The following is a 12,151-nucleotide window of genomic DNA, read 5'->3' on the forward strand; positions in this document are numbered from 1 at the left end:
TTACAAGCAAGGTGCTTTTTGCCTTGAATGTAAGATCGAAACGACCCGTGGAGCTGGCATCTGAAGCTAGATGAAACAAAAGCGGAAAGCGCCATGTAGCTTTCAAAAAACACAACAAAAAGACTTAATCAAGGTGGTGCGGAAAATGATTCAACTAACAAACGTTCATAAAAGATTCCAATTGAACCGTTCAGAAATTGTCGCGGTAGATGACGTGACATTAGCCATCGAAGAGGGAGAAATTTTCGGCGTCATCGGTTACAGTGGGGCAGGGAAAAGTACATTAATTCGATTATTAAATGGTCTTGAAACACCTACGTCCGGCAGTATTATGATTCACGGGCAAGAAATGACGACATTGAAAGGTTCTGGCCTTCGCGATGCACGTCAGAAAATCAGTATGATCTTCCAGCACTTTAATCTACTGTGGTCAAGAACGGTAGAAGAAAATATTATGTTTCCTCTTGAAATTGCTGGCGTGAAGAAATCGGCACGAAAGCAAAAAGTGAAGGAATTGATTGATCTCGTTGGACTGACGGGCCGTGAACAGGCGTATCCATCGCAATTATCAGGTGGTCAGAAGCAACGTGTCGGCATTGCACGCGCGCTTGCGAATGATCCAGAAGTATTGCTTTGTGATGAAGCAACGTCCGCACTAGATCCTGAAACGACGAATGCTATTCTGGACTTATTGACAGATATTAATGAACGACTTGGACTAACAATTGTTTTGATTACGCATGAAATGCACGTCATCCGCAAAATCTGTCATCGCGTAGCGGTCATGGAGGCGGGGAAAGTAGTAGAGGCGGGTAATGTACTGGATGTTTTCCAATCCCCACAAGCGGATATTACGAAGCGTTTCATCTCGCAAGTAACGGATACCGGCGATACGGACGCGGCGATGACGCATTTACAGGAAGAATCACCGCACGGCAAGTTGATCAAGCTAGCTTTCATTGGCGAACGTACAGAGCAGCCGGTACTTGCTGAATTGATTCGTAAATTCCCAATCGACGTCAACATCGTACAAGGGAATATTTCGACGACACGTGACGGCGCATACGGTACACTCGTCTTGCAACTAGTAGGGGACGTGGCAGTTATCGAGGAAGCTATTGCTTTCCTTGATGCCAATGAAGTGAAGACGGAGGTGCTGGTCCATGATTGAGCAATGGTTCCCAAACGTTAACTGGGATAAAATGTGGCAAGCAACGGGCGAGACGCTTTATATGTCTGCCTACTCAACAGTCTTCACGTTTATTTTTGGTATTGGACTCGGACTGTTATTGTTTTTAACAAATCCTGGACAGTTATGGGCAAATAAAATCACGAATGTCTTTACAGGCGCATTTGTAAATATATTCCGATCGATTCCGTTTATCATTTTGATCATTTTATTGTTGCCGCTGACTAATTTATTAATAGGAAGTATGCGTGGACCGAATGCCGCATTGCCTGCGTTAATTATTGGTGCAGCTCCGTTTTACGGACGCATGGTATTAATTGCATTGCAGGAAATCGATAAAGGGGTTATCGAAGCGGCACGTTCGATGGGTGCCAAAACGTCTACGATCATTTTCAAAGTCTTGTTGCCAGAATCCATGCCTGCACTCGTGTCAGGGATTACGGTGACGTCGATTGCGCTTGTTGGCTACACAGCGATGGCAGGAGTAATCGGTGCTGGAGGACTCGGTACGCTCGCGTATCTCGAAGGGTTCCAGCGTAACCGTGGAGATGTCACGATGATGGCAACGATTTTAGTGTTAGTTATCGTGTTTATCATTCAGTTTATTGGTGATTTCATTGTAAAACGTTTGGACAAGCGATAATAGGATTTTCAGGGAAACCTGTTAACCATAAAACATTCCATAATGGAGAGGGAGAAATGTGGACATGAAGAAGTTTTTATTCGGTCTATTCGCAGCTGTATTAGTGCTTGCACTGGCAGCTTGCGGAACAAAAGACGAGGGTAGTAAAGATAATGGAGCACCAGATGTAGATGATGCGGAAAAAGGCGAGAAAACGTCGCTGATAGTCGGTGCGTCTAACACACCGCACGCAGTAATCTTGGAGGAAGCTAAGCCACTATTAGCTGCAAAAGGCTATGACTTAACAATTGAAAGTTACACAGACTATGTATTGCCAAATAAAGATCTAGAAGAAGGTACAATTGACGCGAACTACTTCCAACACATTCCGTATCTAGAGAGCCAAATTGCTGATTTTGGCTATGATTTCGTCAATGCAGGCGCCATCCACATCGAACCAATCGGTGTGTATTCTAAGAAATATGATTCACTAGAAGAACTTCCTGACGGTGCGACGATCTTAATCAGTAACTCTGTTGCTGACCACGGCCGTGTACTAGCAATGCTTGAAGAAAAAGGATTGATCAAGCTAGCTGACGACGTAGAAAAAGTGAAAGCTGAAGTAGGCGACATCGTAGAAAATCCAAAGAACTTGGAGTTTGATGCAAACTACGAAGCGGCATTAATGCCTCAGCTATATAATAATGATGAAGGCGATGCACTGTTGATCAACTCCAACTACGCTATCGATGCAGGCTTGAATCCAATGGAAGATTCGATCGCATTGGAAGATAAAGAATCACCATATGTTAACGTAATTGCTGTGAAGAGCGGTAACGAAGACAGCGATGCTATCAAAGCGTTGGTAGAAGTATTAACTTCAGAGCAAATTCAAGATTTCATTTTGAATGAATGGTCTGGATCAGTTGTTCCAGTAAAATAATCATGTGAGGGCCGGTAGCTATTGCAGCTGCCGGCTTTTTTATTTGTATGAGTGGTGGATGTTTTGGATTAATTGTACAAAATTTAGGGCTAACTACTCTATGAAGTGCGTTAAGCGCTCAATGTGTTGGGTTATTCGCTCTATGTAGAACGTAAACCGCTCAATGGTGATGTTTGTCCGCTCTATCAGGTGCGTGATTCGATCAATGTGCCAAGCTATCCGCTCAATCTAGCGCGACAACCGCTCAATACCGCAAACAATTCGCCCTACCCAACATCAAAACCACTCCACCTCAAACCCATCAAGAAAAATATCAATAAAAACCAAACAAAATCTTCTTTATTCTATCGACTTGTGATAAAGTTAATTTTGTTTGGGTAATACATATGTGTATTTGAGGAGGACGTATTGTGAAGTTTAAATTAGGGCTCATTTGGCGAATTCTGATCGCTATTGGGCTAGCGATCGGGCTTGGTTTGTTATTGCCGATGCTCCATGAAGGGGTTGCGCATTGGTTCGTCCGTTTAGCAGCTACTTTTAATATGTTATTCGGTGGATTCTTGAACTTTGTCGTGCCACTGATTATCATCGCGTTTATCGCACCAAGTATTGCAAAGCTTGGGGCAGGTTCAGGGAAATTACTTGGAATGTCTGCTGCTTTTGCGTATGGTTCCACGGTTATTGCGGGATTGCTTGCGTATTTTGCGGCAACCACTATCTTGCCGAATTTTATTCGTGAATCTACTAATACAGAAATTGCTGAAGGTGCACGTACAGCAGGAAAAGCATTTTTCAAAATGGAAATGGATCCGATGATGGGTATTATGACTGCGCTACTGATGGCATTCTTACTTGGAATTGGTATGGCAGCGATTAAAGGCAAGACGATGCTGTCATTTTTCGAAGAGTTTAACTTAATTATTGATAAAGTTATTTCTGTCGTGATCATTCCACTATTACCATTCCATATATTCGGGATTTTCCTGAATATGACGTATACAGGGGAAGTAGCGAATGTGCTTTCTGTCTTTGTATTTGTTTTCATTATGATTATCGTACTTCATTTAATCATGCTGACATTCCAGTACACGGTAGCAGGCACATTGAACAAGAAGAATCCGTTTGTCTTAATGAAAACGATGCTTCCTGCTTATTTAACAGCAATCGGTACGCAATCTTCAGCTGCTACGATTCCTGTTACGCTTCGGCAAGCGAAAAAGACTGGTGCTTCTGAACGGGTTACAAACTTTGCGATACCATTATTTGCAACGATTCACTTGTCAGGTAGTACGATTACGATCGTTTCTTGTTCCGTAGGAGTCATGATGATGAATGGAATCGACATTAGTTTTGGAGCTTATCTGCAATTCATTTTCATGCTCGGTGTTGCAATGATCGCGGCACCTGGCGTACCAGGTGGCGCGGTAGTTGCGGCAACTGGACTTCTTACGAGCATGCTAGGCTTCAATGAGAGCATGGTAGCATTGATGATCGCGCTGTATTTGGCGCAGGATAGTTTCGGAACAGCAACAAACGTAACAGGTGACGGTGCGCTTGCGATGATCGTCGACCGTTTCACAAAAAAAGTATAAAGTAGTAGAGAAGTCGGTTACTTAACCGGCTTTTTTGCCGTCTAATTCTTATGTACTAAGGTTTAATTGATTCTCATTCACTAGTTGTCAAATGAAAAATAATAGTCATGAAAAATATACTCATCTGCGTAGTGGCGACGAAATTAATCAATATGTGTAATGATTCTTAAAGATTTGCAACCAACCCGAATATGGGTTAAGATTAGAATGATACTAAATAGAGAATGGATCATAACCATTCAACGCGATTATACTGGAGGTATTGGAATGGCAATTTTGGAAATTAAAGATCTTCATGTCCAAATTGAGGACAAAGAAATCTTAAAGGGTATTACCTTAACAATAAATACAAATGAGATCCATGCAATCATGGGTCCCAATGGTACGGGGAAATCTACGCTTGCAGCAGCAATCATGGGCCACCCGAAATATGAAGTGACTTCTGGATCGATCACAATCGATGGAGAAGACGTACTAGCAATGGCAGTAGATGAGCGTGCGAAAGCTGGTCTATTCCTAGCAATGCAATATCCAAGCGAAATCACTGGCGTAACGAACGCAGATTTCCTCCGTTCTGGAGTGAACGCACGTCGTGAAGAAGGCGATGAAATTTCTTTGATGAAATTCATTCGTGAAATGGATAGCAAGATGGAAGTTCTTGAAATGGAAGAAGATATGGCAACTCGTTATTTGAACGAAGGTTTCTCAGGTGGAGAGAAAAAGCGTAATGAAATTCTCCAGCTAATGATGTTAAAGCCGAAGTTTGCAGTACTTGACGAGATTGACTCTGGTCTAGATATCGACGCATTGAAAATTGTTTCTAACGGAATCAACCAAATGCGTGGAGAAGGCTTCGGTTGCTTAATTATCACTCACTACCAACGTTTGTTAGATTACATCGAGCCAGATAAAGTGCATATTATCATGCAAGGTAAGATTGTTAAAACGGGTGGTTCTGAATTAGCTAAGAAACTAGAAGTTGAAGGATATGACTGGATTAAAAATGAACTAGGTATTGAAGACGAAACTGTTGGACAAGAAGCATAAGAAAGGGGACGACTCAAAATGACGGTTGAAACAACATTGGCATTGACCGAACAAGACGTCCGCTCTTATTCCGCAAAAGTGGAGGAAGCTGCTTGGATGGCAGATTTTCGTTCGAACGCTCTAGCAAAAGCTGAAGTGCTCGAAATGCCAACACCAGATAAAACTAAGATTACAAAGTGGAATTTCACGGAATTCCCTTCACATACAGTTGAGAGCTCGATTTTCGCAGGGTTGGAAGAAATGCCAACTGAAGCAAAAGCATTGATCGATGACGAACAACAACAAAATATTTACGTGCAACACAATAATACACCTGCATACCTTTCGTTGTCAGAGGACTTGAAGTCACAAGGCGTTATTTTGACGGATATCTTCACGGCATCACGTGAACATAGTGAGTTGCTACAGAAATACTTGATGACTGACGGTGTCAAAGTGGATGAGCATAAGTTAACGGCTCTTCACGCAGCATTGATCAACGGTGGAGTATTTGTCTACGTACCTAAAAACGTAGTAATCGAAGATCCACTGCAAGTACTCTTCATTCACGATAACGAGGAAGCATCATTATTTAACCATGTTGTAATTGTTGCAGAAGAAAACAGCCAAGTAACGTATGTAGAAAGCTATCTTTCTACTATGGAACATGCAGAAACTCAAGCGAACATTGTTTCTGAAGTATTTGCTATGGCGAATGCGAAAATTGTCTACGGATCAGTCGACGTTTTAGCGGAAGGTATGACAACTTATGTCAACCGTCGCGGTGTTACTGGACCTCACGCTCGCATTGAGTGGGCGCTAGGACTGATGAACGACGGCAATACGATTTCTGAAAACATCACACATTTAGTCGGTGACGGCTCATCAAGTGATATGAAATCCGTTGTTGTTGGACGCGGTAGCCAGAAACAAAACTTCACTTCTGAAATCGTACACTGGGGACTTGATACAGACGGCTTCATCTTGAAGCATGGTGTAATGAAAGAAAACTCCTCTGCTATCTTTAACGGAATCGGACGTATCGCAAAAGGTGCAACTCGTTCCAACGCAGTGCAAGAGTCCCGTATTCTTATGTTAGGTGAAAGAGGACGCGGAGACGCGAACCCGATTTTGCTTATCGATGAAAATGATGTAACAGCAGGTCACGCAGCTTCAGTAGGACGTGTAGATCCACTTCAAATGTTCTATCTAATGAGCCGTGGTATTTCACAAGAAGAAGCAGAACGCCTCATCATTCATGGTTTCTTAGCTCCGGTTGTTAGCAAACTGCCAATCGCGGGAGTTAGAAAACAATTGACGGAGGTTATTGAAAGGAAAGTGCGCTAATGCTCAGCAAAGACATCCGCAATCATTTCCCTATATTAAACCAAGAAATCAATGGACATCCTCTTGTTTATTTGGATAGCGCTGCAACTTCACAAAAGCCTGTTCAAGTAATTGAGACACTTGATCGCTACTATCGCTTTGATAACTCCAATGTTCACCGCGGTGTGCATACACTTGGAAATCGTGCGACAGATGGTTATGAAGGTGCTCGTGAGAAAGTCCGTAAATTTATTAATGCTAAATCCACGCAAGAAGTAATCTTCATGCGTGGTACAACAACAGCAATTAACACCGTTGCGCAAAGCTATGGTCGTGCCAATGTCTCGGAAGGTGACGAAATCGTCATTACACATATGGAGCATCACTCCAATATTATTCCTTGGCAGCAGCTCGCTAAAGAAACTGGCGCCGTGTTAAAATATATTGATCTAGAAGAAGACGGTACATTATCACTTGATAAAGTACGGGAAACTATTACAGACAAAACGAAAATCGTTTCCATCATGTATGTTTCCAACGTTCTCGGCACCATGAATCCGATTGAAGAAATCACAAAAATTGCCCATCAGCATGGAGCAGTAATGTGTGTGGATGCTGCACAAGCAGCTCCGCATTTAAAAATAGATGTACAGAATCTAGATTGCGACTTCCTTGCATTTTCCGGACACAAAATGTGTGGACCTACCGGTATCGGTGTCCTCTACGGTAAGAAGGATTTGCTCAATAATATGGAACCTATCGAATTCGGCGGCGAAATGATTGATTTTGTCGGATTATACGAATCCACATGGAAAGAGTTGCCTTGGAAATTTGAAGGCGGCACACCTATTATTGCAGGAGCTATCGGACTCGGTGCAGCCATCGACTTCCTGGAAGAAATCGGTTTGGATGCTATCGAAAAGCATGAACACGAACTTGCTGGTTATGCTATGGATAAAATGTCTGAAATCGACGGTTTGACCATTTACGGTCCAAGAGATCCAGAAAAGCGCGCAGGATTGGTCACATTCAATTTGGATGACGTCCATCCTCACGATGTTGCTACTGTACTCGATATGAATGGTATAGCTGTTCGTGCAGGTCACCATTGTGCACAACCGTTGATGAAATGGTTACAAGTTTCTTCGACAGCACGTGCTAGCTTCTATCTTTACAACACCACTGATGACGTAGATCGCCTCGTGGAAGGACTTCGCACAACAAAGGAGTATTTTAACGATGTCTACTAATAAATTAGATCAACTTTATCGTTCTGTAATTATGGAGCATTATAAACACCCGAAAAACAAAGGCGTCTTGGAGAATGGTAATGTTACAATCGACATGAACAATCCAACTTGTGGTGACGTCATCCGTTTAACAATGAACGTAGAAGACGACATCGTCAAGGATGTTAAGTTTGAAGGCGAAGGATGTTCCATTTCAATGGCATCTGCTTCCATGATGACACAGATGATTAAAGGTGAAACAACAGAGCGCGCATTGCAATTAGCTCATACTTTTTCAGATATGATGCTAGGCAAAGATATTGATGAGTCGATTGATCTTGACGACTTAGAAGCACTATCGGGTGTCGCGCAATTCCCTGCCCGCATAAAATGTGCAACATTGAGCTGGAAGGCGATGGAAAAGGGAGTCTCTGGCGAGTCGCAGTGACCTTGGCCATAGTACGAGCAATTATGGGACGGAGGAATAGTAATGGCAAAACAGATGCCGGAAATCGGCGATTACAAATATGGTTTCAGTGATAAGGACGTCTCGGTGTTCCGTTCAGAACGTGGACTGACACGCGAAATCGTAGAAGAAATTTCTGGAATGAAAAATGAACCACAATGGATGTTGGATTACCGTCTGAAATCTCTTGAGATCTTCTACAGTAAGCCAATGCCACAATGGGGCGGAGACTTGAATTCATTGAAATTTGATGAAATCACGTACTACGTAAAACCATCTGAAGGTGCAGAAACTTCTTGGGATGAAGTACCTGAAGAAATCAAGCGTACGTTTGATAAACTAGGTATTCCTGAAGCAGAACAAAAATACTTGGCAGGTGTATCTGCACAGTATGAATCTGAAGTGGTTTACCACAATATGAAAGAAGAACTAACGGATCTAGGAATTGTCTTTAAAGACACAGATTCTGCACTTCGTGAAAACGAAGAGTTGTTCAAAAAGTATTGGGGTACGGTAATTCCTAACTCAGATAATAAATTCTCAGCGTTAAACTCTGCTGTATGGTCTGGTGGATCATTTATCTATGTACCACCTGGCGTAAAAGTAGAAACACCGCTACAAGCCTATTTCCGTATTAACTCGGAAAACATGGGACAGTTCGAGCGTACAATGATCATCGTAGACGAAGGCGCAAGCGTTCACTACGTAGAAGGTTGTACAGCGCCTGTTTATACAACGAACTCACTACACAGTGCGGTTGTTGAAATCATTATCAAAAAAGATGCGTATTGCCGTTACACGACAATCCAAAACTGGGCGAACAACGTCTACAACTTGGTAACGAAGCGTGCAATCTGTGAAGAGAATGCGACAATGGAATGGATTGATGGTAACATTGGTTCTAAATTGACGATGAAGTACCCAGCAGTCATCCTAAAAGGTGAAGGCTCACGTGGTCTGACTCTATCCATCGCATTAGCAGGTAAAGGACAGCACCAGGATGCCGGCGCGAAAATGATGCACTTGGCACCTAACACGTCTTCTACTATTGTTTCAAAATCAATCTCTCAACACGGCGGAAAAGTAACGTATCGCGGAATTGTCCACTTCGGACGTAATGCGGACGGAGCTCGTGCCAACATTGAGTGTGATACGTTGATCATGGATAAGCTATCTACTTCAGATACGATTCCATACAATGAAATTTTGAACAACAATATTTCATTGGAACACGAAGCAAAAGTATCAAAAGTTTCTGAAGAACAGCTCTTCTATTTGATGAGCCGTGGTATTCCTGAATTGGAAGCAACAGAAATGATTGTTATGGGCTTCATCGAGCCATTCACGAAAGAACTACCGATGGAATATGCGGTAGAGATGAACCGTTTGATCAAGTTCGAGATGGAAGGTTCCATCGGATAAAACAACAAAAACCTGCACGCATCTACATGATGCGGCAGGTTTTTTTGTAGACATTTTTATAGTCTATCTTTTCTCTTCTCAACAATAGCAATCGTGCATCTAGAAACACTAATTAATTTTTCTTCTTCATCCGTGATTTGAATATCCCATACCATCGATGTACGCCCTTTGTGAAAAGGGATGGCAGTAGCAGTCACTACACCATCCTGTTTACCTCGTATATGATTCGCATTAATTTCGAGGCCAACGGGATAATGTGTTTCGGGATTTACGTTTAAGGCAGCGGCAATACTAGCAGCTGTTTCAGCGAGTGCTACTGAAGCGCCACCATGTAGTAATCCCATAGGCTGAACAGTTTTCGGTCCAACTGGCATTTCACAGACGACTTTGTCGGGATCTAGTTCTTTAAAGCTAATTCCCAATGCACCAATCAGCGTCTGTTCCAAATCAATACCGTCCAATAAATTAAGTTCTTTCATCATCCTCTTTACCCCCATTTCCATGATATACTACCAATACATGTATATACATACATACAGTTGGAGCATACTACTCATTCTATCGAGAAACCAACGCAAAAGTTAATATGCTACATGTAGACTAATCTAGAATAGGATAAATTGTCAAGGATAGCTGAAACATGGCTATATTCATTTTTAAGGAAGGGGTGCATTTCATGAAAAAAGATTTGGATCAGGAGCAAGCTGCTTATATTATTGACGTATGCGCCAGTGCTAATCTGCGTACGGTATCGGGTTCACTTACGCAATTGTACAATCATCTGTTGAAACCTACGGGATTGAAAATCACCCAGTATTATATGCTTGGAAATATTTATACTTCACCCGATATTTCGATTAGTAAATTGGGCGAGATAATGTTGTTGGATCAAACGACCGTAACACGTAACTTGAATATTTTAAATGATTCAGGATATGTACAAATCAAAAGGGCAGAGCAAGACTCACGAACAAAAGTAGTCACGATAACGGAATTAGGGTACGAAAAATTAAATGACGCTACGCCTATTTGGATACGAGTACAGGAAGAAATTGAAGGTTCTATCGGTAAAGCAGAGTATATGGATTTACTAGAGAAGTTGGACGCATTACAAAATGTGATAGACGACTTCAAAAGTTCATCCACATAAAAATGAACATTCATTCATAAATTGATTGACAACTCAAAAAAATCAAGTAAAATACATGTATATACATGTATCAAAGATTTGGTAGTTATGAAGAGCGGAGAGTGGACGTTCTTGACAGACACTGAATACAATTTGAAAGCGCTTACGATAAAAGGAGAGTGTTATTGATGAATCTAGTAGAATTGAAAAAAAGTATGAGTCTTCCGGTGATTGCTTCCCCAATGTTTATTATTAGTAATCCTAAGACGGTAATTGAGCAGTGTAAAGCAGGAGTAATCGGTTCTATGCCTTCATTAAATGCGAGACCGGTTTCGCAATTCGAAGAGTGGTTGATTGAGATTACGGAAGAATTAGCGGATTATAATGCAAAAAATCCTACTAAACCAGCTGCACCCTTTGCGATTAACCAAATCGTTCATCGGTCCAATGAAAGATTACAAGAAGATATGGAGCTGTGTGTGAAGTATAAAGTTCCTATCATTATTACATCTCTAGGTGCAAGAGAAGATGTCTACGAGGCTGCACATAGTTACGGCGGGATTGTTTTGCATGATGTCATTAATAATATGTTTGCCAAGAAAGCTATTGAAAAAGGGGCGGATGGATTAATCGCCGTAGCAGCAGGAGCAGGCGGGCACGCGGGTCCAAAAAGTCCGTTCGCACTCGTTCAAGAAATCCGTGAATGGTTTGATGGTCCACTAGCACTTGGAGGTTCTATAGCAACTGGCGGTAGCGTATTAGCTGCTGAAGCAATGGGAGCAGACTTTGCGTATATCGGGTCTCCATTCATCGCCACTGAGGAAGCAAGAGCAGTTGAAGAATACAAACAGGCCATCGTGGACGCAACTTCGGATGACATTGTATATAGTAATTATTTCACCGGAATACACGGAAATTATCTGGCTGCATCGATCCGTGCATCGGGCTTAGATCCAGAGAACTTGCCTGAAAGTGATCCAAGTAAAATGAATTTTGGTGGAGATGCGGGTCAAAAAGCTTGGAAGGATATTTGGGGCTGTGGACAAGGAATCGGTGTGGTCGATAAAGTACAACCGACAAAAGATTATGTTGCACAATTAGCGCAGCAATACAACGAGGCAAAGGATAAGCTAGTTGGAGATAGAGTGAACACAGCGAGCAGGTAATATGGAGAAAAAGTGAATCGTATCGCGATAAAAAACAAGTA

The 12,151-nt window shown here is 42.0% G+C and carries 12 protein-coding genes; 11 read left to right on the forward strand and 1 reads right to left on the reverse strand.

Annotated elements, in window-relative coordinates; genetic code table 11:
- Nucleotides 1-145 precede the first annotated feature (145 nt).
- The 9 genes from CSV68_RS09120 to sufB all read left to right on the forward strand — a co-directional run bounded on the left by CSV68_RS09120 (nt 146) and on the right by sufB (nt 9,815).
- Complete coding sequence (locus CSV68_RS09120) at nt 146-1,171, forward strand: methionine ABC transporter ATP-binding protein (RefSeq protein ID WP_099634531.1); 1,026 nt, start codon at nt 146-148, stop codon at nt 1,169-1,171.
- A complete protein-coding gene (locus CSV68_RS09125; protein ID WP_099634530.1) occupies nt 1,164-1,832 on the forward strand; it encodes a methionine ABC transporter permease in 669 nt (222 codons plus the stop codon). The genes CSV68_RS09120 and CSV68_RS09125 overlap by 8 nt, the downstream gene beginning before the upstream one ends.
- 64 nt (nt 1,833-1,896) lie before the next feature.
- Nucleotides 1,897-2,754 carry a MetQ/NlpA family ABC transporter substrate-binding protein gene (locus CSV68_RS09130; RefSeq protein ID WP_099661973.1) on the forward strand — a complete coding sequence of 286 codons (858 nt, stop codon included), beginning with the start codon at nt 1,897-1,899 and terminating at the stop codon, nt 2,752-2,754.
- 410 nt (nt 2,755-3,164) lie between these two features.
- Nucleotides 3,165-4,346 (forward strand): dicarboxylate/amino acid:cation symporter, encoded by a 1,182-nt coding sequence (locus tag CSV68_RS09135; RefSeq protein WP_099661974.1) that lies wholly within the window; start codon nt 3,165-3,167, stop codon nt 4,344-4,346.
- 267 nt (nt 4,347-4,613) lie between these two features.
- Nucleotides 4,614-5,393, forward strand: a complete 780-nt coding sequence (gene sufC, locus CSV68_RS09140; RefSeq protein WP_099634527.1) for a Fe-S cluster assembly ATPase SufC — start codon at nt 4,614-4,616, stop codon at nt 5,391-5,393.
- Between the two features lie 18 nt (nt 5,394-5,411).
- Nucleotides 5,412-6,719: a Fe-S cluster assembly protein SufD gene (sufD, locus tag CSV68_RS09145; RefSeq protein WP_099634526.1), complete on the forward strand. Its 1,308-nt coding sequence runs from the start codon at nt 5,412-5,414 to the stop codon at nt 6,717-6,719.
- Entirely contained in the window at nt 6,719-7,948 is a 1,230-nt protein-coding gene (locus tag CSV68_RS09150) for a cysteine desulfurase (protein ID WP_099634525.1), read from the forward strand. The genes sufD and CSV68_RS09150 overlap by 1 nt, the downstream gene beginning before the upstream one ends.
- Nucleotides 7,938-8,375: a Fe-S cluster assembly sulfur transfer protein SufU gene (gene sufU, locus CSV68_RS09155; RefSeq protein WP_099634524.1), complete on the forward strand. Its 438-nt coding sequence runs from the start codon at nt 7,938-7,940 to the stop codon at nt 8,373-8,375. The genes CSV68_RS09150 and sufU overlap by 11 nt, the downstream gene beginning before the upstream one ends.
- 42 nt (nt 8,376-8,417) lie before the next feature.
- On the forward strand, nt 8,418-9,815 hold the full coding sequence (sufB, locus tag CSV68_RS09160; protein ID WP_099634523.1) for a Fe-S cluster assembly protein SufB: 1,398 nt from the start codon (nt 8,418-8,420) through the stop codon (nt 9,813-9,815).
- Nucleotides 9,816-9,871: 56 nt separating this feature from the next.
- Here sufB and CSV68_RS09165 read toward each other — a convergent pair whose 3' ends face one another.
- Nucleotides 9,872-10,294 (reverse strand): PaaI family thioesterase, encoded by a 423-nt coding sequence (locus tag CSV68_RS09165; RefSeq protein WP_199168523.1) that lies wholly within the window; start codon nt 10,292-10,294, stop codon nt 9,872-9,874.
- 197 nt (nt 10,295-10,491) lie between these two features.
- Here CSV68_RS09165 and CSV68_RS09170 point away from each other — a divergent pair, with 197 nt between their 5' ends.
- Together CSV68_RS09170 and CSV68_RS09175 are read left to right on the forward strand one after the other, a co-directional pair.
- Entirely contained in the window at nt 10,492-10,965 is a 474-nt protein-coding gene (locus CSV68_RS09170) for a MarR family winged helix-turn-helix transcriptional regulator (RefSeq protein ID WP_099661975.1), read from the forward strand.
- Nucleotides 10,966-11,132: 167 nt separating this feature from the next.
- A complete protein-coding gene (locus CSV68_RS09175; RefSeq protein WP_099661976.1) occupies nt 11,133-12,110 on the forward strand; it encodes an NAD(P)H-dependent flavin oxidoreductase in 978 nt (325 codons plus the stop codon).
- Nucleotides 12,111-12,151 lie beyond the last annotated feature (41 nt).

It is taken from the genome of Sporosarcina sp. P29 (genome assembly GCF_002743265.1).
Classification (GTDB): domain Bacteria; phylum Bacillota; class Bacilli; order Bacillales_A; family Planococcaceae; genus Sporosarcina.